Annotated in this window: 22 protein-coding genes; 17 read left to right on the top strand and 5 right to left on the bottom strand. The window is 63.0% G+C overall.

Going from position 1 to position 23,559, the window contains the following annotated elements; translation table 11 throughout:
- Positions 1 to 23 precede the first annotated feature (23 nt).
- Entirely contained in the window at positions 24 to 1,652 is a 1,629-nt protein-coding gene (locus tag ABRP30_RS19320) for a twin-arginine translocation signal domain-containing protein (RefSeq protein ID WP_349976303.1), read from the top strand.
- A gap of 30 nt (positions 1,653 to 1,682) precedes the next feature.
- On the opposite strand, the gene ABRP30_RS19315 is transcribed toward ABRP30_RS19320, so the two are convergent.
- From ABRP30_RS19315 to ABRP30_RS19305, 3 genes are read right to left on the bottom strand one after another with little or no spacing between them, the layout of a single operon-like run.
- Complete coding sequence (locus ABRP30_RS19315) at positions 1,683 to 3,086, bottom strand: efflux transporter outer membrane subunit (protein WP_349976304.1); 1,404 nt, start codon at positions 3,084 to 3,086, stop codon at positions 1,683 to 1,685.
- A gap of 3 nt (positions 3,087 to 3,089) precedes the next feature.
- Positions 3,090 to 5,054: a MacB family efflux pump subunit gene (locus tag ABRP30_RS19310; RefSeq protein ID WP_349976305.1), complete on the bottom strand. Its 1,965-nt coding sequence runs from the start codon at positions 5,052 to 5,054 to the stop codon at positions 3,090 to 3,092.
- On the bottom strand, positions 5,055 to 6,233 hold the full coding sequence (locus ABRP30_RS19305; protein WP_349976306.1) for an efflux RND transporter periplasmic adaptor subunit: 1,179 nt from the start codon (positions 6,231 to 6,233) through the stop codon (positions 5,055 to 5,057). It abuts the gene before it with no gap.
- A gap of 205 nt (positions 6,234 to 6,438) precedes the next feature.
- Here ABRP30_RS19305 and ABRP30_RS19300 point away from each other — a divergent pair, with 205 nt between their 5' ends.
- From ABRP30_RS19300 to ABRP30_RS19290, 3 genes are all read left to right on the top strand, one after another.
- Positions 6,439 to 6,915 carry a sigma-70 family RNA polymerase sigma factor gene (locus tag ABRP30_RS19300; RefSeq protein WP_241804453.1) on the top strand — a complete coding sequence of 159 codons (477 nt, stop codon included), beginning with the start codon at positions 6,439 to 6,441 and terminating at the stop codon, positions 6,913 to 6,915.
- Between the two features lie 171 nt (positions 6,916 to 7,086).
- Complete coding sequence (locus tag ABRP30_RS19295; RefSeq protein ID WP_349976307.1) at positions 7,087 to 7,566, top strand: histidine kinase; 480 nt, start codon at positions 7,087 to 7,089, stop codon at positions 7,564 to 7,566.
- Between the two features lie 71 nt (positions 7,567 to 7,637).
- Positions 7,638 to 8,963, top strand: a complete 1,326-nt coding sequence (locus ABRP30_RS19290; protein ID WP_349976308.1) for an MFS transporter — start codon at positions 7,638 to 7,640, stop codon at positions 8,961 to 8,963.
- Between the two features lie 90 nt (positions 8,964 to 9,053).
- On the opposite strand, the gene ABRP30_RS19285 is transcribed toward ABRP30_RS19290, so the two are convergent.
- Complete coding sequence (locus ABRP30_RS19285) at positions 9,054 to 10,718, bottom strand: electron transfer flavoprotein-ubiquinone oxidoreductase (RefSeq protein ID WP_349976309.1); 1,665 nt, start codon at positions 10,716 to 10,718, stop codon at positions 9,054 to 9,056.
- 556 nt (positions 10,719 to 11,274) lie between these two features.
- Here ABRP30_RS19285 and ABRP30_RS19280 point away from each other — a divergent pair.
- The 9 genes from ABRP30_RS19280 (at position 11,275) to ABRP30_RS19240 (ending at position 18,207) form a co-directional block, all read left to right on the top strand.
- Positions 11,275 to 12,024: an electron transfer flavoprotein subunit beta/FixA family protein gene (locus ABRP30_RS19280; RefSeq protein ID WP_012315360.1), complete on the top strand. Its 750-nt coding sequence runs from the start codon at positions 11,275 to 11,277 to the stop codon at positions 12,022 to 12,024.
- A complete protein-coding gene (locus tag ABRP30_RS19275; protein ID WP_267817451.1) occupies positions 12,025 to 12,969 on the top strand; it encodes an electron transfer flavoprotein subunit alpha/FixB family protein in 945 nt (314 codons plus the stop codon). It abuts the gene before it with no gap.
- Between the two features lie 76 nt (positions 12,970 to 13,045).
- On the top strand, positions 13,046 to 13,867 hold the full coding sequence (locus ABRP30_RS19270) for an ABC transporter substrate-binding protein (protein ID WP_267817449.1): 822 nt from the start codon (positions 13,046 to 13,048) through the stop codon (positions 13,865 to 13,867).
- Positions 13,868 to 13,876: 9 nt separating this feature from the next.
- On the top strand, positions 13,877 to 14,230 hold the full coding sequence (locus ABRP30_RS19265) for a DUF4398 domain-containing protein (protein ID WP_349976310.1): 354 nt from the start codon (positions 13,877 to 13,879) through the stop codon (positions 14,228 to 14,230).
- The gene (locus tag ABRP30_RS19260) at positions 14,227 to 15,039 is read left to right on the top strand and encodes an OmpA family protein (RefSeq protein ID WP_241804445.1); all 813 of its coding nucleotides are present in this window, start codon (positions 14,227 to 14,229) and stop codon (positions 15,037 to 15,039) included. Before ABRP30_RS19265 ends, ABRP30_RS19260 begins: the two co-directional genes overlap by 4 nt.
- Positions 15,040 to 15,223: 184 nt before the next feature.
- Positions 15,224 to 16,666 (top strand): PLP-dependent aminotransferase family protein, encoded by a 1,443-nt coding sequence (locus tag ABRP30_RS19255; protein ID WP_241804444.1) that lies wholly within the window; start codon positions 15,224 to 15,226, stop codon positions 16,664 to 16,666.
- Positions 16,667 to 16,729: 63 nt separating this feature from the next.
- Positions 16,730 to 17,191 carry a hypothetical protein gene (locus tag ABRP30_RS19250; RefSeq protein ID WP_349976311.1) on the top strand — a complete coding sequence of 154 codons (462 nt, stop codon included), beginning with the start codon at positions 16,730 to 16,732 and terminating at the stop codon, positions 17,189 to 17,191.
- Between the two features lie 121 nt (positions 17,192 to 17,312).
- Entirely contained in the window at positions 17,313 to 17,567 is a 255-nt protein-coding gene (locus ABRP30_RS19245; RefSeq protein WP_267817439.1) for a YkgJ family cysteine cluster protein, read from the top strand.
- Positions 17,568 to 17,601: 34 nt separating this feature from the next.
- A complete protein-coding gene (locus tag ABRP30_RS19240) occupies positions 17,602 to 18,207 on the top strand; it encodes an START domain-containing protein (protein WP_267824035.1) in 606 nt (201 codons plus the stop codon).
- A 226-nt stretch (positions 18,208 to 18,433) separates the two neighbouring features.
- On the opposite strand, the gene gltA is transcribed toward ABRP30_RS19240, so the two are convergent.
- The gene (gltA, locus tag ABRP30_RS19235; protein ID WP_241807051.1) at positions 18,434 to 19,723 is read right to left on the bottom strand and encodes a citrate synthase; all 1,290 of its coding nucleotides are present in this window, start codon (positions 19,721 to 19,723) and stop codon (positions 18,434 to 18,436) included.
- A 352-nt stretch (positions 19,724 to 20,075) separates the two neighbouring features.
- Between gltA and sdhC the strand changes: the two genes are divergently transcribed.
- Genes sdhC through ABRP30_RS19215 form a run of 4 tightly spaced genes read left to right on the top strand, consistent with a single transcriptional unit; the run spans position 20,076 to position 23,316 of the window.
- Complete coding sequence (gene sdhC / locus ABRP30_RS19230) at positions 20,076 to 20,462, top strand: succinate dehydrogenase, cytochrome b556 subunit (RefSeq protein ID WP_012315350.1); 387 nt, start codon at positions 20,076 to 20,078, stop codon at positions 20,460 to 20,462.
- Entirely contained in the window at positions 20,456 to 20,824 is a 369-nt protein-coding gene (gene sdhD, locus ABRP30_RS19225) for a succinate dehydrogenase, hydrophobic membrane anchor protein (protein ID WP_003254214.1), read from the top strand. The genes sdhC and sdhD overlap by 7 nt, the downstream gene beginning before the upstream one ends.
- 3 nt (positions 20,825 to 20,827) lie before the next feature.
- Positions 20,828 to 22,600, top strand: coding sequence for a succinate dehydrogenase flavoprotein subunit (gene sdhA / locus ABRP30_RS19220; RefSeq protein WP_241807050.1), 1,773 nt, complete (start codon positions 20,828 to 20,830; stop codon positions 22,598 to 22,600).
- Positions 22,601 to 22,611: 11 nt separating this feature from the next.
- On the top strand, positions 22,612 to 23,316 hold the full coding sequence (locus tag ABRP30_RS19215) for a succinate dehydrogenase iron-sulfur subunit (RefSeq protein WP_012315348.1): 705 nt from the start codon (positions 22,612 to 22,614) through the stop codon (positions 23,314 to 23,316).
- The last annotated feature ends 243 nt before the right edge of the window (positions 23,317 to 23,559 follow it).

The raw sequence follows: 23,559 nt of genomic DNA, 5'->3' as shown, positions 1-23,559 counted from the left end.
GCAATGAATGCTCAGGTAGTGCAATGACGATTTCTCGACGCGGCTTCATCGCCGGTGTGGCATTGACAGGCGTGGCGGTGCCCGCCGCGCTGTACGTGCGGCACGTGCAGCGCCAGCAGTTCGACGAGCAGTTTCCTGAAACCCCGGGCGAAGCCGTGGTCGAACTTGCCGATGCGCCCCTGCAGCAGTTGGGGGACACCTTGCGCGGGTGCTGGCGTTGGACGGCGCAGGGCGCGGACGCAGGGCTGCACGGCTTGCCTGAGGGGGAGCTGGAGCTGTTGCTGGACGTGGCCCACAGTGGGCGTGGCCTGCGTGGTTACCTGGACACGCCCGAGCGCCTGCGGGGTACGCAAGAGCCGCGCTATCGCGTGATGGGCGACCTGCTGGGGGACAAGCCAGGGGCACTGCGCTGGCGGCTGTTTTCGACGCAGCCGGGGCAGGAGCAGGTCAGCTATGAGTGCCAGGTGGTCCTCGACGAAGCCTGGGGCGGGTTCGGCAACGCCGGCCAGGCCACCCTCAATGGCCGCATGCTGCCGCTGGGGCGCGCATTGACCCTGCCCGAGCAGGACAACCGCTTTCTTGCGCTCAAGCGCCCGTTCCCCGAGGCCCGGGAGCGGGCGCCCTTGTCACCGGCCTTGCTGGCGAGCCTGATCGCGCCGGAGCATCGATTGTTCCACCAGCTCTGGCATGCCTCGCGCGACAAGTGGCACAAGCTGAACAAGGACCAACAGGCGGCGCTGCGCGGCCTGGGCTGGCAGCCAGGGCCGCGCGGCCATGAACGCGATGCGCGGGGCCGGCACAAGGACCGCAACGGCTCGGGCGTGGATTTCTTCTTCATGCACAGGCACATGCTGGGTGCGGCCCGGGCCCATCAGGATTTACCCTCCTGGAAGCGTTTTCCACTGCCGCAACCTGAGCTTGAGCGCGACCGCATCGGCTTCGCCCGCTATTTCGACAACCATGATGGCAATGCCTTGCCGCCCACTTGGCTGGCTTCGGGCGATGCCGCGTACACCCAATGGGTGCGCGATATAAAGACGCCCGATACGTTCCACGCCAACTTCCAGGTATGGGAGTCGAAGTACACCGACCCGCACTACCTGAGCACGCTTACGCTGGGGCAGTTCGGTTCGGAAATGGAGCTGGGTTTGCACGACTGGCTGCACATGCGCTGGGCTTCGGTGCCGCGCGACCCCTCCAGTGGCCTGCCGGTGCCGTTCGCACGCAAACCGGAAGATTTTGCCGCACGCTGGTTCCAGGCCGAGAACGACTTCCTCGGCGATCCGTTTTCATCCCATGTAAACCCGGTGTTCTGGCACTTCCACGGCTGGATCGACGACCGTATCGAGGATTGGTTCCGCGCCCATGAGCGGGTGCACCCGGGGCAGGTCAGGCGCCTGGACGTCAACGGTGTGCCGTGGTTTGCGCCTGGGCGCTGGGTCGAAGTGGCCGACCCGTGGCTGGGGCCAGACACCCACGGTTGCTCGACGGTACCGGGGCTGCGGCCCGGGCGCAGTGTGGAGATGGACCCGGAGACCATGAAGTTGGCGTTACGCATCATCTTTGGCGACGATGACCTGTTCGCCAAGCTGCGGCCGAAAGTCCCGCAACGCCCCTGGTACGCGCGCAATCTGAAGTTGGCGCAGCGCTGAAAACATCGGCCGCAAGTAGTCGCGGCCTTTTCAGTGCGGTAGCTGCCAGCCACCCCCAAGTGCCTTGTACAGCGCCACGCTGCCCTGCAGGCGGGCCAGGCGCAACTGCGCCTGCTGGTCTTGGGCCAGGTAAAGCGTGCGCTGGGTCTCCAGTACGCTCAGCAGGGTCTCGGCACCCGCTTCATAGCGCTGTTGTGCCAGGCCGAAGGCCTGGCGTGCCTGCACCACTTCTTCGTCCTGCCACAGCCGTTGACGCTCCACACCCTCGATGGCGTTGAGGGCTTTTTCCACGTCGGCAAAGCCGGCCAGGATGCTGCTGCGGTACTGTTCGAGCAATTCGTCCTGCTCGGCTTCGGCCAGCTCGCGTGAGGCGCGCAGCCGGCCGTTGTTGAAGATGGGCGCGACCAGGCCGGCAGTGAGGGTGTAGTAGGAGCTGTCGAGCACCTGGGCAAAGGTGTTCGCGCCCGTGCCAAGGTTGGCGCCCAGCGTCAGCTTCGGCAGCATGGCCGCCCTGGCCACCTGCACATTGGCGTTAGCGGCGGCCAGGCGTGCTTCGGCAGCGGCGATGTCGGGGCGGCGAGTCAGCAGCTCGCTGGGAACGCCGCTGCCGATTGCCGGCCAGTGCAGGGTGGTGATCGGCTGGCGGCTGGCCGGCAAGGCCTGTACCGGGTCGCCGAGCAAGGTGGCGAGGGTGACGCGGCTGTCTTGGCGCTTTTGCTCGAGCAGCGGCACCTGGCGCTCCACAGCCGCCACCAGGCTGCGCTGCTGGGCCAGTTCCAGGCGGGTCGCGGAGCCCGCGCGCTGGCGGGTTTCGACCAGGTTCAGCACCGCCCGTGCATTGCGCAGGTTAAGGCGTGCGATGCGCAGTTGTTCTTCCAGGGCCAGGCCTTGCAGGTAGCTGTCGGCAACCGCGCTGACCAAGGTCAGTTCCACCGTCTGGCGGTCGAAGCGGCTGGCGTCGAGGCCGTGCAGCGCGCTCGCCCGCGCCGCGCGCAGGCCGCCCCAGAAGTCGAGCTCGTAGCTGGCGGTGAGTTGCAGGCCGAAGGCTGTGTAGGTGGGCTCGCTGCTACTGACGTCCAACTGGTCGGACCCTTCGCCGTGCAGGAGGCGTTGCCGGCTGCCATCGAGGCCCCCTTGCACCTCTGGCAACAGCGGCGCGCCAGCGATCACGGCGCGGGCCTGGGCCTGGCGTACGCGGGCCGCGGCTGCGGCGAGGTCATGGGCGTTGTGTTGTGCGCGCTTGACCAGGTGGTCCAGCTCACGGCTGGCGAACGCCTGCCACCAGTGCCCCGATGGCAGTGCGATGGCGGGCGCAGCTACCTTGCCTTGCCAGTGTTGCGGTGCGCTGATGCCGCTTGAGGGCGCAGGGGGGGTAGTGCAGGCGGTGAGGCCCAGGCACAGGGTCAACAGGCTGATGCGGCTTGGCAATGTCATGGATTATTCGCTGGTAAGGGCTTTGACCGGGTCGAGTCGGGCGGCCTTGCGTGCTGGCATGAAGCCGAACACCACGCCGGTGATGACGGCGCAACTGAAGGCGCCGAGAATGGCGGGCAGGGCGAAGGCCACGGCGACGTCGGCGAATATCAGCCCGCCGCCGATCAGCAGCGCCAGCACGATGCCGCTCAGCCCGCCGACCATCGACAGCATCACCGCCTCGCTGAGGAACTGGCGCAGGATGTCGCGCTGGCGCGCGCCGGTGGCCATGCGGATACCGATCTCACGGGTACGCTCGCGCACGGTCATGAGCATGATGTTCATCACGCCGATGCCGCCGACCAGCAACGAGATCGCAGCGATCGCCCCAAGCATCAGCGAAAGGCTGTTTTGTGTGCGCGCTTCGGCCTGGATCAAGGCTGCATCGTTGGTCAGCTCGAAATCGTCCTTGCCTTGATGGCGCTTGCGCATCAGGCGCTGGATCGCGGCTTCGGTCTCGGCGATCCGGGCCGAATCGGCGGCGGCGATGATCACGTATTCCGGATCGTGGCTGCCGAACAGGCGCATGGAGGCGGCGGAGTAAGGCACCACGATGCGCTCGTCGCTCTTCTGGTCACCCGAACTTGCGCCCTTGCCGGCGAGCACACCAACGACCTGGAACGGCACGTTGCCGATCAGCAGGTATTGACCCAGCGCGTCGGTGCCGGGGGCCAGCAATTTGTCGCGGACTTTCTGGCCGATGACCGCCACGGCAGCGCCACTGCGTTCGTCGGCCTCGCTGAAGAAGCTGCCCTGCACGACCGGCCAGTTGAGGATGGCGGGGAATTCGACGTTGTTGCCGCCCACATAGAACTTCTGGTTGTTGTTGCCGTGGCGCACCATCAGGTCGCCGCCGATGACCGGCATGACGCGCCGAACCCAGGGCAGTGCGGCGATGGCGGCGACGTCATCGAGCGTTACGATGCCACCTGGCTCGCGCAGCGTCGGCGGGCGCCCGTTGAGGTAGAGGATGTTGGAGCCGAACGCGGCCATCTGGGCCATGACCTGGCGTTTGCTGCCTTCGCCCACGGCCAGCATGACCACGACCGAAGCCACGCCGATGACGATGCCAAGCAAGGTCAGGGCGGTGCGGAACCGGTTGATCCACATGACCCGCCAGGCTGCCTGTAGCGCCTCGAGCAGTTCGCCTTGCCACGCACCACGCACGGTCGTACCGCGGTCCAGGCGCTGGCGCAGGTCATCGGCTTGCAGGGTGTGCGGTGCACTGTCTGGCGGCTGGTCGCCGGCCGAGTCGCTGATCATCAGCCCGTCGCGGATTTCCACCACCCGGCGCGCCCGCGCCGCCACCTCGCGGTCGTGGGTGATCAGGATGATCACATGGCCCTGGCTGGCCAGTTCGTCCAGCAGGGCCATGACCTCGGTACCGCTGCGGCTGTCCAGGGCGCCGGTCGGCTCGTCGGCAAGGATGATATGGCCGCCATTCATCAGTGCGCGGGCGATCGACACCCGTTGCTGCTGGCCGCCGGACAATTGATGCGGGCGGTTGCCGGTGCGGCTGGCCAGGCCCAGGCGCTCCAGCAGGGCGGCGGCGCGGGCGTGGCGCTCGGCGGGCGCAGTGCCGGCGTAGATGGCGGGCATCTCGACGTTTTCCTGGGCTGAGCCTGAAGGGATCAGGTGGTAGCCCTGGAACACGAAACCGAAAGCTTCGCGGCGCAGCCAGGCCAGTTCGTCACTGCCCAGCCGGGCCACGTCCTTGCCGGCGAACAGGTAATGGCCCGAGGTGGGGCGGTCGAGGCAGCCGAGGATGTTCATCAGGGTCGACTTGCCCGAGCCCGATGCACCGACGATGGCGATGAATTCGCCAGGGTGGATGCTCAGGCTGATGCCGCGCAGCACGTCGACCTTGGGGGTGTCGATGCCACCGTAGGATTTGCGGATGTCGCGCAGTTCGATCAGGGGAACGGCCATTCAACCTCCGCTGGCCAGGGGCGCACCGATGACCAGGCGCTCGCCTTCGCTGAGGCCATCGAGCACTTGTGCGCGCAGCCGGTCGCTGAGGCCGATCCGCACTGTGCGTTGTTCGACCTTGCCATCCTGGCCCAGTACCTGGGCCATGCGCAGGTCATCGGCCTGGCTGTCGTCCAGTGCCGCCAGTGGCGCGGTGAGTACCTGGCTGGCCTGGCCGGCGACGAAGAACACCTGGGTGGTCATGTCGGCCATCAACGCCCTATCGGGGTTGTCGACGTCCAGTAGCACGGTGTACTGCACCACCTGGCTGCCTGTGGTACCGGCGATGGCACTGGCAGGGCCGCCGCCGCCCTGGCTGGCATGCGCCAGCGGCTTGGGCGGGATTGGCAGGATCTGCCGCACGCTGCTGTTCCAGCGGCGTTTGCCGCCGGCCAGGGTGGTGAAATAGGCGCTCATGCCAGGCTTGACCTTGCCGATGTCGGCTTCGGACACCTGGGCCCACACGGTCATCGGCGAGAGCTTGGCGATCCGCAGAATCAGCGGCGTCTGTTGCTGGGCGTTGAGGGTCTGGCCTTCACGGGCATCCACCGCCACCACGGTGCCGTCCATCGGCGCGTAGATACGTGTATAGCCAAGCTCCGCCTCATCGCTGCGCAGGTTGGCCTGGGCCTGGCGGATCTGCGCCTGGATCATGTCGATGCGGGCCTGGGTGACCTTGAGTTGGGCGTCGGCTGCCTGCAGGTCTTGCTCGCGTGTGGCGCCGGCGCCAGCCAGTTCGCGCTGGCGCCGGTACTGCTGGGTGGCCAGCTGGTACTGTGCGCGCTGCTCGGCCAGTTGCGCCTTGAGGTTGTCGATCGAAAAACGTCCGGCGTCCAGCCTGGCTTGCTGGGTAGAGGGGTCGATCTCTACCAGCAACTGCCCCGTGTGCACCTGATCGCCAGCCTCCACGTGCAGCTTGCGGATCTGCCCGGAGGCTTGGGCGCCGACATCCACATACCTTCGCGGCTGCAGCGTACCCAGGGCGGTGACGCTGCTTTCGATGTCGGCGCGGGTGACCGCGACGGTACTCACGGGCAAGGCGCCCAAAGGAAGCGCCTTCCAGGCCAACAGGCTGCCAACGGCCAGCAGGCCGAGGCTGCCCGCCAAGAGGTGGCGGCGGGTTTTGGGTATGCGACTCATGCGGACTTCCAGCCAATGGGTGGCCACACGCAGCCAGATCAAGGTGCGCACGGAGGTGCCAGTTAAACGAAGGCGCGCGGGGCGGATTTAGCTGCGCTGGCGCAGGGGGAAGGACAGTTGCTGAGAATCATTATAATTTGTAAGATCCCACGCTGATATCACATGACCCTGTCCGAGCCTGTCAGGACGTACACCAGGTGCCGTCGTGGAACACTACTATCGCGAATTGGTGAGCTTCCTCTCTGCGCGCCTGGGCAGCCGCCAGGCGGCTGAAGATGTGGCTCACGATGCCTATCTGCGGGTGCTCGAACGCACCGGTACGCAGCAGATCGAGCATCCGCGCGCGTTCCTTTACCGCACGGCGCTGAACCTGGTGATCGACCGTCATCGCCGCCACCTGCTGCGCCAGTCCGAACCGCTGGAAGTGCTGGACCTGGACGAACGCTGGCACAGCCCGGCGCCTACCCAGACCATGCAGTTGGACCAGCGCCTGGCGCTGATGCAGAAGGCACTCGATGAATTGAGCCAGCCCTGCCGTGACAGCTTCCTATTGCGCAAGCTCGAAGGCCTGTCGCATCAGCAGATCGCCGAGCACCTGGGCATCTCGCGCAGCCTGGTGGAAAAGCACATCGTCAACGCCATGAAGCATTGCCGGGTGCGCATGCGCCAGTGGGAATCCTGAAAAAAAGGTAGTGCACCGGTGAAAATTCTGTGTGCTGGCAACTTGATTTCTAACTGTTTCAAGACAACTATCTAAATTGACCCCGCCAGGCGCCGCCCTGGTGGTTGCCTGTCACTGGCGCTGTTTGGTCAGGGAGCGTGTCCCTATTCACCTGACTGCCCAGGTCCGACAATGACCAACAAGACCCTGCGCATCCTGATTGCCGACGAGCACCCGTCCCAGCGCCTGCAGCTGGAAAGGCTGCTCAATGGCCTGGGCTATTACCGGATTGCCCCGGTGGGCTCCTTCGACGAACTGCAGCGCCTGGTACAGTGCGCGCTGGAGCCGTTCAACCTGCTGCTGGGCAATTTCGAGCTGGCCAGCCATGCGGGTGTCGACCTGGCGCGCTTCTGCCGGGTGAGCACGCAGATTCAGCATGCCTTGCTGTACCACTCGCGGCACCTGAAGGTCCCGAGTGTGCCGCCGAGCGAGCGCCAAGCGGTGAGTGTGAGCCTGCCGCAGGTGCCGGACAACGAGGCCCTTGAGTCGTTCATGGCGCTGATCGATGCGCCGGTGGTGATCGGCAAGCTGGCCTTGCCGTCCGGCCTATCCAACAGTGGGCCGCCGGCCTACCCGCGCAGGAACTTCGCCCACACGGTCTTCAGCCGATAGCCGCAGCGGGCAGGGCAAGGCAGCGGGTATTTGTTATCCTCTTGCCCTTTGCCGATCTGCGGACCTGTGCCATGACTGCCATCGATACCGCTCGCCCGCCCCGGTTCAGCCGCGGCGACCACCAGACCCTGGGCCTGGCGGCCCTGGGCGGCGCGCTGGAAATCTATGATTTCATCATCTTCGTGTTCTTCGCCCTGACCCTCAGCCAGCTGTTCTTCCCGCCTGAAATGCCTGAGTGGCTGCGCCTGCTGCAAAGCTTCGGGATTTTCGTCACCGGCTACCTGGCGCGGCCGCTGGGCGGCATCGTCATGGCGCACTTCGCCGACCACCTGGGCCGCAAGCGGGTATTCAGCCTGAGCATTCTGATGATGGCGCTGCCGTGCCTGCTGATCGGGGTGATGCCGACCTATGCCGAGATCGGTTACGCGGCGCCGCTGGTCTTGCTGGCGCTGCGCATACTGCAGGGGGCTGCGGTCGGTGGCGAGGTGCCCAGTGCCTGGACATTCGTTGCCGAACACGCACCGCAAGGGCGGCGGGGTTACGCCCTGGGCTTCCTGCAGGCCGGGTTGACCTTTGGCTATTTGCTGGGGGCACTGACCGCGACACTGTTGGCTCAGGTGTTTACCGCCGAGGAAATTCTCGATTACGCCTGGCGTTACCCGTTCCTGCTCGGCGGGGTATTTGGTGTGATCGGCGTGTGGTTGCGCCGTTGGCTGAGTGAAACCCCGGTGTTTCTGGCCTTGCGCGAGCGCAAGGAGCAGCCGGTGAAGTTCCCGCTGCGACGGGTGCTGGGCGAGCACCGTGGGGCGTTGATCCCGGCTGCGCTGCTGACCTGCGTGCTGACCTCGGCGGTGGTGGTGCTGGTGGTGATCACGCCGACAGTCATGCAGCAGCGCTTCGGCATGACCGCCGCGCACACCTTCGCCCTGAGCAGCGTAGGCATCGTCTTTCTCAATATCGGTTGTGTGCTCGCCGGGCTGCTGGTCGATCGCCTGGGCGCCTGGCGGGCGCTGATGATCTACAGCGCGCTGCTGCCGCTGGGTATCGCTGCCTTGTATGCGAGCCTGGTGGGGCAGTGGGGCATGACGTGGCTGGCTTACGCGTTGGCCGGGCTGTGCTGTGGTGTGGTGGGGGTGGTGCCGTCGGTAATGGTCGGGCTGTTCCCGGCGCAGATCCGGGTGTCGGGTATTTCCTTCACCTACAATGTGGCCTATGCCTTGTGGGCCAGTACCACGCCGTTGGCGTTGATCGCGTTGATGCCGTGGAGCCCGTGGGTGTGCGTTGGCTTTTGCCTGCTCATGGGCGCGGTGGGGCTGCTCACGGCCCTCTACTTTGGCCGCCGGGAACCTTTGGCATTCACGGCCGAGCCCATGCCGCTCATGTGCGTCGACAAATGAACGGCTAACGCCCGATAGGCGCTGCAAGCCTGAACGAAAAAGCCCCCGGGCCGTGAGGCCAGGGGGCTTTTGCTTGCTGCAAGGGCGGGCTTACATGTTCGGGTAGTTCGGCCCACCGGCGCCTTCAGGGGTAACCCAGGTGATGTTCTGGGCCGGGTCCTTGATGTCGCAGGTCTTGCAGTGCACGCAGTTCTGCGCGTTGATCTGGAAGCGCTTGCTGCCGTCTTCCTGGCTGACCACTTCGTACACGCCTGCCGGGCAGTAACGCTGAGCGGGTTCGTCGTACAGCGGCAGGTTGCTGGCGATCGGAATGCTTGGGTCGGTCAGCTTCAGGTGGCAGGGTTGCTCCTCTTCGTGGTTGGTGCTGGAGAGGAATACCGAGCTGAGCTTGTCGAAGCTGAGCTTGCCGTCGGGTTTGGGGTAGTCGATCTTTTTCGAATCGGCCGCAAGCTTAAGGCAGGCGTAGTCCGGCTTGGTGTCGTGCAGGGTGAATGGCAGCTTGCCACCGAACCAGTTCTGGTCGACATAGTTGAACGCACCACCGAGCAGCGGGCCGAACTTGTGCAGGGCAGGGCCGAAGTTGCGGCTGGCGAACAGTTCTTCGTACAGCCAGCTGGCCTTGAACGCGCTGACGTAGCCGTCGAGCAGGTCGCCGCCCTCGCGGCCGGCAGCCAGTGCGTCAGCCACTGCCTCGGCGGCGAGCATGCCGGATTTCATGGCGGTGTGGCTGCCCTTGATCTTGGCGAAGTTCAGGGTGCCCAGGTCGCAACCGATCAGCGCGCCACCGTTGAACACCATCTTCGGCAGCGAGTTCAGGCCGCCCTTGCAGATGGCGCGGGCGCCGTAGCTGATGCGCTTGCCGCCTTCGAGGTACTGCTTCATCACCGGGTGGTGCTTGAGGCGCTGGAATTCGTCGAAAGGCGACAGGTAAGCGTTGCTGTAGGACAGGTCGACGATCAGGCCGACCACCACCTGGTTGTTTTCCAGGTGATAGAGGAACGAGCCGCCGGTGTTTTCAGCGCTCATCACGTCGAGCGGCCAGCCGGCGGTATGTACCACCAGGCCTTGTTCGTGCTTGGCCGGGTCGATTTCCCAGATTTCCTTCAGGCCGATGCCGTAGTGCTGAACGTCGGCCTCGCTGTCGAGGTTGAAACGCTTGATCAGCTGCTTGCCGATATGGCCACGGCAACCTTCGGCGAACAAGGTGTACTTGGCACGCAGTTCCATGCCTGGGGTGTACAGGCCGTCCTTCGGGTTGCCCTCACGGTCGACACCGAGGTCGCCGGTGACGATGCCGCGGACCACGCCGTTTTCATCGAACAGCGCTTCCTGGGCGGCGAAGCCGGGGTAGATCTCCACGCCCAGGTTTTCGGCCTGCTGGGCCAGCCAGCGGCACAGGTTGCCCAGCGAGATGATGTAGTTGCCCTGGTTGTGCATGGTCTTGGGCACGAACAGGTCAGGGACCTTGGTCGAGTTGCCGGCATCCTTGAGCACATAGATGTCGTCACGCTTCACTTCGGTGTTCAGCGGCGCGCCGAGGTCCTTCCAGTCGGGGAACAGCTCGTTCAGGGCGCGGGGTTCGAACACCGCGCCGGAGAGGATGTGGGCGCCGACTTCGGAGCCTTTCTCGACCACGCAGACGCTGATCTCGCTACCGGCTTCGGCGGCCTTCTGCTTCAGGCGGCAGGCGGCTGACAGGCCCGCCGGGCCAGCGCCGACGATGACCACGTCGAATTCCATGTATTCGCGTTCCACTGGTTCTCTCCTACTCATCAAGGCTGGTGCTGTTGCTTTGTCTTATGGGTGTGGGGTGATCATGCGCGCCGCGCTTCACGGGAGCGGAGCTGTAGCGTCACAGAGGATGAACTACACCGTTTTGTCTTGGCCGCGCATTATATCTACACCACTTGGCGGGTCCAATACAAACGTTTGTTTGAATTTGCCGCAGGCCAGTAAAATCAAAGGAGCGCGGCTGGAGGGTGACCGATTTGCCGTATTGACCGGATTGGGTGTTGCGGTCAAGATACGAGCGGTTTTACGTTCGCCGTAGGCTTAACGCCGGGCGCAGGTACACCTCTAAAAACCAGGTGTGGGGTAAGGCTTTCGGGCCAAAACACGGTTTGTAGTGGAGTTTACACGCCACCACAGGAAATGACCCGCGGGTATTTGCCGCAAGAGTCTCAACTGGACTGATTGGTCACCGTGAAGATTGCACCGCGCGTATCGTTTTCAGAGGTGCCCTTGTACCCACGCGCATCGCCGGGCTTAGCCCCAGGCGACTATCTATTCACCGGAGAGTAACGAGGAATCCATGAAGGTTCTTGTAGCTGTCAAACGAGTGGTCGACTACAACGTCAAGGTTCGCGTCAAAGCGGACAACTCCGGCGTCGACCTTGCAAACGTCAAGATGTCCATGAACCCCTTCTGCGAAATCGCCGTGGAAGAAGCTGTGCGCCTGAAAGAGAAGGGCGTGGCAAGCGAGATCGTCGTCGTCTCCGTCGGCCCGACCACCGCTCAGGAGCAGTTGCGTACTGCCCTGGCCCTGGGCGCCGATCGTGCCATCCTGGTCGAAGCTGCCGACGAACTGAACTCCCTGGCCGTGGCCAAGGCGCTCAAAGCCGTTGTCGACAAAGAGCAGCCGCAGCTGGTGATCCTCGGCAAGCAGGCCATCGACAGTGACAACAACCAGACCGGCCAGATGCTGGCCGCGCTGACCGGCTACGCCCAAGGTACCTTCGCCTCCAAGGTTGAAGTGGCTGGCGACAAGCTGAACGTCACCCGTGAAATCGATGGCGGCCTGCAGACCGTAGCGCTGAACCTGCCAGCGATCGTCACCACCGACCTGCGCCTGAACGAGCCGCGCTACGCGTCGCTGCCGAACATCATGAAGGCCAAGAAGAAGCCACTGGAGACCCTGACTCCAGACGCGCTGGGCGTATCGCTCGCCTCCACCAACAAGACCCTGAAAGTCGAAGCGCCTGCTGCCCGCAGCGCGGGTATCAAGGTCAAGTCGGTGGCCGAACTGGTCGAGAAGCTGAAGAACGAAGCGAAGGTAATCTAAATGACTATCCTGGTTGTCGCTGAATACGAGAACGGTGCCGTAGCCCCGTCCACCCTGAACACTGTCGCCGCAGCCGCCAAGATCGGTGGTGATGTGCACGTGCTGGTCGCCGGCCAGAACGTCGGTGGTATCGCTGAATCCGCTGCCAAGATCGCGGGTGTTGGCAAGGTGCTGGTTGCTGACAACGCAGCCTATGCCCACGTCTTGCCAGAAAACGTCGCGCCGCTGATCGTTGCTCTTGTTGAACAAGGCGGGGCCAACGGCTACAGCCACGTGCTGGCCCCGGCCACCACCAACGGTAAGAACATCCTGCCGCGCGTTGCCGCGCTGCTGGACGTCGACCAGATCTCCGAGATCATTTCGGTTGAATCCGCCGACACCTTCAAGCGCCCGATCTATGCCGGTAACGCCATTGCCACTGTGCAATCGAGCGCTGCTGTGAAAGTGATCACCGTGCGTACCACCGGCTTCGACGCTGTGGCCGCCGAAGGTGGCTCTGCAACTGTTGAAGCTGTAGGCGCTGCGCACGATGCGGGTATTTCCGCCTTTGTCGGCGAAGAGCTGGCCAAGTCCGACCGCCCAGAGCTGACCGCTGCCAAGATCGTCGTTTCCGGCGGCCGCGGCATGGGCAACGGTGACAACTTCAAGCACCTGTACAGCCTGGCCGACAAGCTTGGCGCTGCCGTGGGTGCCTCGCGCGCTGCGGTTGACGCAGGCTTCGTGCCCAACGACATGCAGGTCGGTCAGACCGGCAAGATCGTTGCACCGCAGCTGTACATCGCCGTCGGTATTTCCGGCGCGATCCAGCACCTGGCCGGCATGAAAGACTCCAAAGTGATCGTTGCGATCAACAAGGACGAAGAGGCGCCGATCTTCCAGGTGGCTGACTACGGCTTGGTCGCTGACCTGTTCGAAGCGGTTCCGGAGCTGGAAAAGCTGGTCTGATCCGCCTGCTTCACTTATAAAGAAGCCCGGCCCTTTCACGAGGGCCGGGTTTTTTTATGCGGGCAAGGAGTGAAGGATGGCGTTGCGTGAAGCAGGCAAGGTGCTGGTGTGCACGATGGCGATGCTTTCACCGCTGGCGATGGCGGCTGGCAAGTGTGAGCGGCTGGTGGCGACCGGCAGCCCGGATGCGCCCCCTTACTCCTGGCAAGACCCGAAGGACCCGAAACACCTGATCGGCGCCAATGTCGATCTGTTGCGCCAGGTGGCCGGGGAATTGGGGTTGAAAGTGGAAGTCCTCAATGCCGGCAGGCGTGACCAGGCGCTGGAAGAGGTGCGCAGTGGGCGCATGGATGTGTTGCTCGACACCCCCCTGCAGGTGGAGCAGTTGACTGCCCTGGACTACATCCACCCGCCATTGCAGCTCAATGAATACCTGGTCTGGACGCGCCATGATGCTGAAGTGGAATTCAACGGCCCGGCGGATCTTGCCAGGTACCAGGGTAGCCTGTCGGAGCGTGCCCGCCTGACCCCGGCTTTCAGCGCCTTCGCCAAGGCGCAGTTGAACCTGGTGCCGGCGCAGAACCTGACCCAGGCCTTCCAGAAGCTGGTGCTGGGCCAGGTGGATTACGTACTGGCTGGGCGCTACGCGGGCATGGCCATGACCCAAAGCCTGGGCATGAGCAATGACCTGATCGCCCGCGGCCTGCCGGTCGACCGGCCCGGGCTGTTTTTGGCCGTGTCGCACAACTCGGCATGCAATGACACCTGGTTGCGTGGGCAACTGGCAAAAAAGCTGACAGAATTGCCGATCTCCGGTGCGTCTGAAGCCGTGCTGCAACGTAATGTCGAGCGCTGGAAAGCGCAGATGGATGTGCAGGCGGACGCCCCCAAACAGTAGGAAGAGTGCGTGAGAACCCAATCACTGATCCTTGCCGTGGCCATGCTCGGCCTGGCCGGCTGCGCCAACGACCCGGCGCCCAATGAACAGATGCGTATTTCCGAGCAGGCGCTGGAACAGGCCAGGGCGGTCGGCGCCACCGACCAGGTCGAGGAGTTGAAGCTTGCCGAAGACAAGCTCGCCCGCGCCAAGAGCGACATGCTGACCGAAGACTACCGCGACGCCCGTATGCGTGCCGAGCAGGCCGAGCTCGATGCCCGTCTGGCCGAGGCGCGGGTACTTAACCAGAAGAGTGAGGAGCAGCTCGACGTATTGCAGTCGCGGGTCAAGCGCTTGCGCAAGCAACTGGAGATGCAGCCATGAAGTGCTTCAAACCGATGGCGGCGCTGGCATTGCTGGCACTGGCTGGCGGCCTGCAGGGGTGCGCCAGTCAGCGCAGTGCCGCGGCGCTGGACGATGCCTCCGTGGCCTTTCAGAAGGTCAAGGATGACTCCGCTGTACTGCGCAGCGCACCACGTGATGTGATCCGGGCTGGTGAATCGCTGGCCCGCGCCGAGCGCCTGTCCAGCTACATCGGCACCGGCAGCGACGTGCGCCACTATGCGTATCTGAGCCAGCGTTACAGCGAAATCGCCGGTGAGCACGCGAAGTTGGCGCTGAACCAGGAGCGTTTGGCCAAGCTCGACCTTGAGCGCCAGCGCCTGCAGCTGGCCTTGCGCGAGGCCAAGTTGGCCAGCGTGCAGCAGCAGGGTGAATGGGTTGAAGCGCAGATCGCCGCGTTGGCCTCGCAGCAGGCCGATCGCGGGCTGGTGATGACCCTCGGCGATGTCCTGTTCGATACCGGTCGTGCGGACCTCAAGAATTCGGCCAGCCGCACGGTGCTCAAATTGGTCCAGTTCCTTCAGCTCAACCCGCGCCGGGTGGTGCGGATCGAGGGCTACGCCGACAACACCGGCGCGCCGGAAGATAACCTCAAGCTGTCGCGCGACCGGGCGCAGGCCGTGGCCGACATGCTGGTCGACCTGGGTGTCGACGAAAAGCGTCTGCAGGTTGAAGGGTATGGCGACCAGTACCCGATCGAGGCCAATGCCTCGGAGCGCGGCAGGGCGCAGAACCGCCGGGTGGAAATCGTCTTCTCCGATGACAAAGGAAGGCTGGCCCCGGCACGCTGACCGCTGGCGCCTCTTCGTGGCTGGCGAAGAGGCGCGCTGGCTAACCCTTTCGATAGCGGCCACGCCACTGTAATGTCGACTATTGTGCAATCTGTCCCAGTACACTTTGCAACTGTTACGGTATCCTCTACCGTAAGTGAGTCGCACAAGAACAATGAGCCCGTCCGCGCGTCGAGATATCGCCATGACCAACCTGCTGCTGTATCAGCGTATCGCCCAGCAACTGGCCGATGACATCCGCCGTGGTGTCTACCAGCCAGGCGAGCGCGTGCCGTCCGTGCGCAAGATGAGCGCCCAGCTCAACGTCAGCCATGCCACGGTGCTGCAGGCCTATGCCAATCTCGAAGACCAAGGGCTGATCCGCGCTCGCCCGCAGTCGGGCTACTACGTGCACCAGACCCCGGCGTTGACTGCGCAGACGCCTGACATTGCCAGGGTCGAGCGCCCCGGCCTGGTCACCCGCGCGAGCATCATCCAGCAGGTATTGACCGAGGCGCGTCGTGATGGCGTGTTCGCGTTCGGTGCCGCCGTTCCCCATGTCGACTACCTGCCGGTGCGCGCCTTGCATCAGCAGATCGCCAAGGTCACGCGCTTTCACAGCCCGCGAGCTTTCAGCTACATGTTCAGCCCAGGCTTCGAGCCGTTGCGTCGGCAGATTGCGATCCGCATGCGCGATGCGGGTGTGCTGGTCGATCCCAGTGAAGTGATCGTCACCCATGGCTGTGTCGATGCCCTTCAGATGTCGTTGCGCGTGCTGACCCGCCCGGGGGACCTGATCGCTGCCGAGTCGCCCACCTATTACGGCCTGCTGCAGCTGGCTGATTTGCTCGGGCTGAAGGTGATCGAGATCCCCAGCGACCCGTCCACCGGGATCAGTCTGGAGGCGCTGCAACTGGCGGCCAATCAATGGTCGATCAAGGCGCTGGTGCTGACCACGCGCCTGAGCAACCCGCTCGGCGGCACGATTCCCGAAGAGCGGCAGAAGCAGTTGTTGCGCCTGGCTTCGGACTTCGACATCCAGATCGTCGAGGACGACATCTATGGCGAGTTGATGTTCGAGCAGGGCAAGACCAAAGCGCTCAAGGCATTCGACCGGCTGGATCGTGTGATCTACTGCTCGAGCTTTTCCAAGACCTTGTCACCCGGCGTGCGCGTCGGCTGGATGGTGGCGGGGCGATACCAGGAGGAAATCCAGCGGCTGCAGACCTTCACCACTCACTCGGCATGCAGTGTCACGCAGATGGGGGTGGCGGCTTATCTGGAGAACGGCGGCTATGATCGCCACCTGCGCTATATCCGTCAGGAGTACCGCAAGAACCTCAGTGCCTACCAGTTGGCGGTGCAGCAGCACTTCCCTGAGGGTACGCAGATGACCCGGCCCACGGGGGGCTTCATTCTGTGGGTCAGCCTGCCGGGACGGGTCAATACTCAAGAGCTGCATGTGCGTGCGCTGGAGCAGGGGATCAGTATCGCCCCCGGGCTTATCTTCAGTAATACCGAGCAGTTCAACCACTGCATCCGGCTCAACTGTGGCATTCCGTGGAACAAGGAAGCCGAACGGGCGGTGATGACACTGGGTATGCTCGCCCAGCAATTGTGCAGGGAGTCTGTAACTGCGCTTGTGTAACGCTTGCCAGGTGCGGTCGGAACGGAGAGCATACGCACATTTCCAGCCTGCCAGCCGATGTCCATGAAACTGTTGCGTAGCGTTGCCCTGATTTTTTGCCTCGCGCCGCTCTGGGCGCCTTGTGGCCTTGCCCAGGCGGCGCAGCCTGCCGCATCGGCGCATCAGGGCGCGGCGGCTGAAAAGGCATCGGCCAAGCAGTCTGCCAAGCCCAAGCCCAAGCCCAAAGCCAAGCGCAAGGTACCGCGCAAGCCAGTGAGCAAAGCTGTGGCCAAACCGGTGCCCAGGGCAAAGCTCGACCTCAGCTTGCCGGCCGACATGGTCAACGAGCTCGAGCCTGATGTCGGCAGCGCTGCTACCCGGCGCAAACCTTTGCTGCCGGCCATGTTCACCGAAAAGCCTCACAACGACGATAGCCCGTTTCAGCTCAATGGGCGGTTGATCAGCAACGAAATGCAATTGCAGATGCGCAACGACAGTCGCCGTGATGTGGAAGGGGCGGCCATCGACTTTGAGTTCCGTCAGTAGTCGGGCGCAACTGACTGCTGGGTCACTACAGATTTCATCGGGCCAGCAATTTCAAACGTATGTTTGAGCGGTTAGTATCCGGGGACGTTCGTCCCGTTTTGTTCCAGGGAGTCCTGATTGTATGAAATGCCGTGAGGGTTGCGGTGCCTGCTGCATCGCCCCGTCCATCACTTCAGCCATGCCCCGCATGCCAGATGGCAAGCCGGCTGGCGTGCGCTGCCTGCACCTGACCGTCGACAACCTTTGCGACCTGTTCGGCATGCCCGAGCGGCCGGCGGTCTGTGGTGGGTTCAAGGCGGATGTCGAGGTGTGCGGCCATGATCGCGACGAGGCAATCAGGATTCTCGGTTGGTGGGAGCAGATGACGGCGGCGTGACAAAGCTGGATCTTCGACAACAAGGATAAAGATGATGAGATCGTTCAAGCGTATTGCACTGCTGTGTGGCATGGGTGTCCTGCTGGCGCCTGCCGCCTGGGCGGAAAACTGGCAGGTGGCCAAGGACGAGGAGGGCATCACGGTGTCCCTCAGCGAAGTGCCGGGCTCCAAGTACAAGGCCTATCGCGGTGTCACCGTGATCAAGGCGCCGCTGGCCAAGGTCGAGGCGCTGCAGGAGGATGTGGCCGGGGCTTGTGCGTGGATTCACGAGTGCAAGTCGCAGAAGTTGCTCAAGCACGAAGGTGATCAGAGCTGGACCTACACCCAGTTCAATACGCCGTGGCCGGTAACGCCGCGCGATTCGGTATTGCTGGTCACTACCGTCAAAGGCGCGGATGGCAGCCTGACGCGTAACCTCAAAGGTGAGCCGTCTTATATCCCTGAAGAGAAGGGCTTCGTAAGGGTGGCGAAAGTCGAAGGCTTCTGGAAATTGGTGCCCAAGGGCGGCAGTACAGAAGTGACCTATCAGGTGCACACCGAGCCGGGTGGCAGTGTGCCGGCCATGGTGGCCAACAAGTTCGTGGTGGATGCGCCGTTCAATACCCTGAAAAGCTTGCGCGAGCGGGCTGAGAAGAATTAAGGCCGGTGCAGGAGGGGGTGAAATGAAAAGGCTGCTTGAGGGCTAATGGCAATCAGGTAGTGTTTGGGGCTGCTACGCAGCCCATCGCCGGCAAGCCGGCTCCCACAGGTACAGCCAAATGCCCCCTGCGGGAACAACTGTCTTGCCCAACTTTTAAAAGCTGGCGCAATCCCTGTGGGAGCCGGCTTGCCGGCGATGGGCCGCAAGGCGGCCCCAAAACCTTGGCTTACTTGCGGTCTTTCAGCTCAACGATGTCACGCTGCTGCTCGCCGGTGTACAGCTGGCGCGGGCGGCCAATCTTGTACGGGCTGGAGAGCATTTCTTTCCAGTGCGAGATCCAGCCCACGGTACGTGCCAGGGCGAAGATCACGGTGAACATGCTGGTTGGAATGCCGATCGCCTTCAGGATGATGCCCGAGTAGAAGTCGACGTTCGGGTACAGCGAGCGCTCGATGAAGTACGGATCGGTCAGGGCGATCTCTTCCAGGCGCATCGCCAATTCCAGCTGCGGGTCGTTCTTGATGCCGAGTTCGCCCAGGACTTCGTCGCAGGTTTTCTTCATCACGGTGGCGCGCGGGTCGCGGTTCTTGTAAACGCGGTGACCGAAGCCCATCAGCTTGAACGGGTCGTTCTTGTCCTTGGCCTTGGCGATGTACTTGTCGATGTTCGAGACATCGCCAATTTCATCGAGCATGGTCAGCACGGCTTCGTTCGCACCGCCGTGGGCAGGGCCCCACAGTGCAGCGATACCGGCGGCGATACAGGCGAACGGGTTGGCACCCGAAGAGCCAGCCAGGCGGACGGTGGAGGTGGAGGCGTTCTGCTCGTGATCGGCATGGAGGATGAAGATCTTGTCCATGGCCTTGGCCAGCACCGGGCTGATCGGTTTGATCTCGCACGGGGTGTTGAACATCATGTGCAGGAAGTTTTCCGCGTACGACAGGTCGTTGCGCGGGTACATCATCGGCTGGCCCATGGAGTACTTGTAAACCATCGCGGCCAGGGTCGGCATCTTGGCGACCAGGCGCACCGCGGAAATTTCGCGGTGTTGCGGGTTATTGATGTCCAGGGAGTCGTGGTAGAACGCCGACAGGGCGCCGACCACGCCGCACATCACGGCCATCGGGTGGGCGTCGCGGCGGAAACCGTTGAAGAAGGACTTCAGCTGCTCATGAACCATGGTGTGGTTCTTGACGGTGCTGACGAACTGGGCCTTCTGCTCGGCATTGGGCAGTTCGCCGTTGAGCAGCAGGTAGCAGGTTTCCAGGTAGTCCGATTGCTCGGCGAGCTGTTCGATGGGGTAGCCGCGGTGCAGCAGCACGCCCTTGTCGCCGTCGATATAGGTGATCTTCGACTCGCACGAAGCGGTCGCCATGAAACCAGGGTCGAAGGTGAAGTGACCAGTGGCCCCCAACCCGCGGACGTCGATTACATCAGGACCAACGGTGCCGGTTAAAATGGGCAGCTCGACGGGGGCAGCGCCCTCGATGACCAACTGCGCTTTTTTGTCAGCCATGTGGCCTCCTATTAATGCTTGAAATCATCAGACAGACCCCCCACGCAGGGCCCGCACCACTATAGAGAAGTAAATTCGAATGTCAATTTGCCTAAAGGCTGGTTGAAACCCGCTCTGAGGCCTGATTTTTCGCGAAATTCTCGCCCATTTACGCCTTTTGCTCGCTAAAGGCAATGCGCTATTTGGGCTACCCCGTCACGTTGTCATAAGCAGCCTAACTGTCTATACTCGGCACCCGACCGCCAGGGGCTTGCAAGCCCGAACTGCTGGGGGTCGCCGTTCCCTGGGTGGTGGGTACCTGACCAGTACACTTACCAACAACTTTGCCCTGATTCGCTAGGGGCTCTTCAGTGTGAAAAAAGCCGTGAAAAGCCAACGACCTGTAAACCTAGACCTAAGGACCATCAAGCTCCCCGTCACAGCGTACACGTCCATCCTGCACCGTATCTCCGGCGTCATCCTGTTCCTCGGCCTTGCCATCATGCTTTATGCACTGGGCAAATCGCTGGGTTCCGAGGAAGGCTTCGGTGAGGTGAAGGCGTGTCTGACCAGCCCGCTGGCCAAGTTCGTGACCTGGGGCCTGCTATCCGCCCTGCTTTATCACCTCGTGGCAGGTGTGCGTCACCTGATCATGGACATGGGCATCGGTGAGACGCTGGAAGGCGGCAAGCTGGGCTCGAAAATCGTGATCGTCATCTCCGTGGTGCTGATCGTTCTGGTGGGAGTTTGGGTATGGTAACCAATGTCACGAACCTGTCGCGTTCGGGCCTCTATGACTGGATGGCGCAGCGCGTCTCGGCGGTCGTTCTCGCGGCTTACTTTCTCTTCCTGATCGGCTACGTGGTCGCCCACCCAGGCATCGACTACACCCAGTGGCATGGTCTGTTCTCCAACAACGCGATGCGGATCTTCAGTCTGCTGGCCCTCGTTGCCCTGGGCGCTCACGCCTGGGTCGGCATGTGGACCATTGCAACCGACTACCTGACGCCAATGTCGTTCGGCAAGTCGGCAACTGCGATTCGTTTCCTGTTCCAGGCGGTATGCGGCGTTGCGATGTTCGCTTACTTCGTCTGGGGTGTGCAGATTCTCTGGGGTATCTGATCCATGGCTAGCATTCCAACCATTTCCTTCGACGCCATCATCATCGGTGGCGGCGGCGCCGGCATGCGCGCAGCGCTGCAGCTGGCCCAGGGCGGTCACAAGACTGCCGTGGTCACCAAGGTCTTCCCGACCCGTTCGCACACTGTATCCGCCCAGGGCGGCATCACCTGCGCCATCGCTTCGGCCGACCCGAACGACGACTGGCGCTGGCACATGTACGATACCGTCAAGGGTTCCGACTACATCGGTGACCAGGACGCTATCGAATACATGTGTCAGGAAGGCCCGGCTGCGGTCTTCGAGCTGGACCACATGGGCCTGCCGTTCTCGCGTACCGAAACCGGCCGTATCTACCAGCGTCCGTTCGGTGGCCAGTCCAAGGACTTCGGCAAGGGCGGCCAGGCTGCTCGTACTTGCGCAGCCTCCGACCGTACCGGTCACGCGCTGCTGCACACCCTGTACCAGGGCAACCTGAAAGCCGGGACCACCTTCCTCAACGAGTACTACGCCGTTGATCTGGTGAAAAACCAGGAAGGCGCCTTCGTCGGTGTGATCGCGATCTGCATCGAAACCGGCGAAACCATGTACATCAAGTCCAAGGCCACTGTGCTGGCCACTGGCGGTGCGGGTCGTATCTACGCCTCCACCACCAACGCCCTGATCAATACCGGCGACGGTATCGGCATGGCCCTGCGTGCCGGTGTGCCGGTGCAGGACATCGAGATGTGGCAGTTCCACCCGACCGGCATCGCCGGCGCTGGCGTACTGGTCACCGAGGGTTGCCGCGGTGAGGGTGGCTACCTGATCAACGCCCACGGCGAGCGCTTCATGGAGCGTTACGCGCCGAACGCGAAAGACCTGGCCGGCCGCGACGTGGTGGCTCGTTCCATGGTCAAAGAGATCATCGCCGGCAACGGCGTGGGCCCGAACAAGGACCACGTACTGCTGAAGCTGGATCACCTGGGCGAGGAAGTGCTGCACAGCCGCCTGCCAGGTATCTGCGAACTGTCCAAGACCTTCGCCCACGTCGACCCTGTCGTCGCGCCGGTGCCGGTCGTTCCAACCTGCCATTACATGATGGGTGGCGTTGCCACCAACATTCATGGCCAGGCCATCACCATGGACGAAGAAGGCAAGGATCACATCATTCCTGGCCTGTTCGCCGTAGGTGAAGTGGCGTGCGTATCGGTTCACGGTGCCAACCGCCTGGGCGGCAACTCGCTGCTCGACCTGGTGGTGTTCGGCCGTGCTGCCGGCCTGCACCTGGAGAAGGCGCTGAGCGACGGCATCGAGCACCTCGACGCCAGCGACACCGACATCGATGTTGCGCTGAACCGCCTGAACAAGCTCAACGAGCGCTCCACTGGCGAAGACGTTGCCAGCCTCAAGCGCGAGCTGCAGAGCTGCATGCAGAACTACTTCGGTGTGTTCCGTACCGGTGAATACATGCTCAAGGGTATCGAGCAGCTGGCCGGCCTGCGTGAGCGTATCGCCAACGTCAAGATCAACGACAAGTCCCAGGCCTTCAACACCGCGCGTATCGAAGCGCTGGAGCTGCAGAACCTGTTGGAAGTCGCCGAAGCTACCGCCATCGCGGCCGAAGCCCGTAAAGAGTCCCGCGGCGCTCACGCCCGTGAAGACTTCGAAGACCGTGACGACGAAAACTGGCTGTGCCACACCCTGTACTACCCGGGTGAGAAGCGCGTGGCCAAGCGTGGCGTCAACTTTGCGCCGAAGACTGTTCCAGCCTTCGAACCAAAAGTCCGGACTTATTGAGGGTGACTGCTATGTTGAAAGTCGAAGTTTATCGCTACAACCCGGATACCGACTCGGCACCCAAGATGGAGTCGTTCGACGTCGATACCGGCGGTAAGGACCTGATGGTGCTGGACGTGCTGGCGCTGATCAAGGAGAAGGACGAGGGCTTCTCGTACCGTCGCTCCTGCCGTGAAGGCGTTTGCGGTTCCGATGGCATGAACATGAACGGCAAGAACGGCCTGGCCTGTATCACGCCGCTGTCCGGCGTGGTCAAGGGTAACAAGCTGGTTCTGCGCCCGTTGCCTGGTCTTCCGGTCATTCGTGACCTGGTCGTCGATATGAGCATCTTCTACAAGCAGTACGAGAAGGTGAAACCGTTCCTGCAGAACGACACGCCGGCCCCGGCCATCGAGCGTCTGCAGTCGCCGGAAGATCGCGACAAGCTGGACGGGCTGTACGAGTGCATCCTGTGCGCTTGCTGCTCGACTTCCTGCCCGTCCTTCTGGTGGAACCCGGACAAGTTCCTGGGCCCCGCTGCCTTGCTGCAGGCCTATCGCTTCCTGGCCGACAGCCGTGACACCAAGACCCAGGAGCGCCTGGCGTCCCTGGATGACCCGTTCAGCGTCTTCCGCTGCCGCGGGATCATGAACTGCGTCAACGTTTGCCCGAAGGGTCTGAACCCGACCAAGGCAATCGGCCACGTACGTAACATGCTGCTGCAAAGCGGCACCTGATTCAAAGCGTTGTAACTGCAGTAAGCCGAGGTGCGGGTGGTGAGCCCGCACTGAGGTAAAACCTGAGCAAGGGCCCACAAAGCCCGCGCTCGATACCTATGAAGATATGAGACCAGCAGGGGCTTTCCGGGCTGGTACCCGGAAAATCAGCAGGATCCAAGTGGCGTGGTTCAGTCGCTGTGTTCGGACTTTTCCAGGTTTGCTGTGGCTCTCGCCGATCAGTCCCCTAACCGAGGGTGACCA

The sequence above is a fragment of the Pseudomonas sp. WHRI 8519 genome, assembly GCF_040224055.2.
In the GTDB taxonomy this organism is placed as follows: domain Bacteria; phylum Pseudomonadota; class Gammaproteobacteria; order Pseudomonadales; family Pseudomonadaceae; genus Aquipseudomonas; species Aquipseudomonas putida_X.
This window is presented reverse-complemented; position numbering and strand designations above follow the sequence as displayed.

What these genes read in the sequence shown, in the direction of transcription:
- ABRP30_RS19320 (WP_349976303.1), top strand. Translation starts at nt 24, where the DNA reads ATGACGATTTCTCGACGCGGCTTCATCGCCGGTGTGGCATTGACAGGC.
- ABRP30_RS19315 (WP_349976304.1), bottom strand. Translation starts at nt 3,086, where the DNA reads ATGACATTGCCAAGCCGCATCAGCCTGTTGACCCTGTGCCTGGGCCTC.
- ABRP30_RS19310 (WP_349976305.1), bottom strand. Translation starts at nt 5,054, where the DNA reads ATGGCCGTTCCCCTGATCGAACTGCGCGACATCCGCAAATCCTACGGT.
- ABRP30_RS19305 (WP_349976306.1), bottom strand. Translation starts at nt 6,233, where the DNA reads ATGAGTCGCATACCCAAAACCCGCCGCCACCTCTTGGCGGGCAGCCTC.
- ABRP30_RS19295 (WP_349976307.1), top strand. Translation starts at nt 7,087, where the DNA reads ATGACCAACAAGACCCTGCGCATCCTGATTGCCGACGAGCACCCGTCC.
- ABRP30_RS19290 (WP_349976308.1), top strand. Translation starts at nt 7,638, where the DNA reads ATGACTGCCATCGATACCGCTCGCCCGCCCCGGTTCAGCCGCGGCGAC.
- ABRP30_RS19280 (WP_012315360.1), top strand. Translation starts at nt 11,275, where the DNA reads ATGAAGGTTCTTGTAGCTGTCAAACGAGTGGTCGACTACAACGTCAAG.
- ABRP30_RS19275 (WP_267817451.1), top strand. Translation starts at nt 12,025, where the DNA reads ATGACTATCCTGGTTGTCGCTGAATACGAGAACGGTGCCGTAGCCCCG.
- ABRP30_RS19270 (WP_267817449.1), top strand. Translation starts at nt 13,046, where the DNA reads ATGGCGTTGCGTGAAGCAGGCAAGGTGCTGGTGTGCACGATGGCGATG.
- ABRP30_RS19260 (WP_241804445.1), top strand. Translation starts at nt 14,227, where the DNA reads ATGAAGTGCTTCAAACCGATGGCGGCGCTGGCATTGCTGGCACTGGCT.
- ABRP30_RS19255 (WP_241804444.1), top strand. Translation starts at nt 15,224, where the DNA reads ATGACCAACCTGCTGCTGTATCAGCGTATCGCCCAGCAACTGGCCGAT.
- ABRP30_RS19250 (WP_349976311.1), top strand. Translation starts at nt 16,730, where the DNA reads ATGAAACTGTTGCGTAGCGTTGCCCTGATTTTTTGCCTCGCGCCGCTC.
- ABRP30_RS19245 (WP_267817439.1), top strand. Translation starts at nt 17,313, where the DNA reads ATGAAATGCCGTGAGGGTTGCGGTGCCTGCTGCATCGCCCCGTCCATC.
- ABRP30_RS19240 (WP_267824035.1), top strand. Translation starts at nt 17,602, where the DNA reads ATGAGATCGTTCAAGCGTATTGCACTGCTGTGTGGCATGGGTGTCCTG.
- gltA (WP_241807051.1), bottom strand. Translation starts at nt 19,723, where the DNA reads ATGGCTGACAAAAAAGCGCAGTTGGTCATCGAGGGCGCTGCCCCCGTC.
- sdhD (WP_003254214.1), top strand. Translation starts at nt 20,456, where the DNA reads ATGGTAACCAATGTCACGAACCTGTCGCGTTCGGGCCTCTATGACTGG.
- sdhA (WP_241807050.1), top strand. Translation starts at nt 20,828, where the DNA reads ATGGCTAGCATTCCAACCATTTCCTTCGACGCCATCATCATCGGTGGC.
- ABRP30_RS19215 (WP_012315348.1), top strand. Translation starts at nt 22,612, where the DNA reads ATGTTGAAAGTCGAAGTTTATCGCTACAACCCGGATACCGACTCGGCA.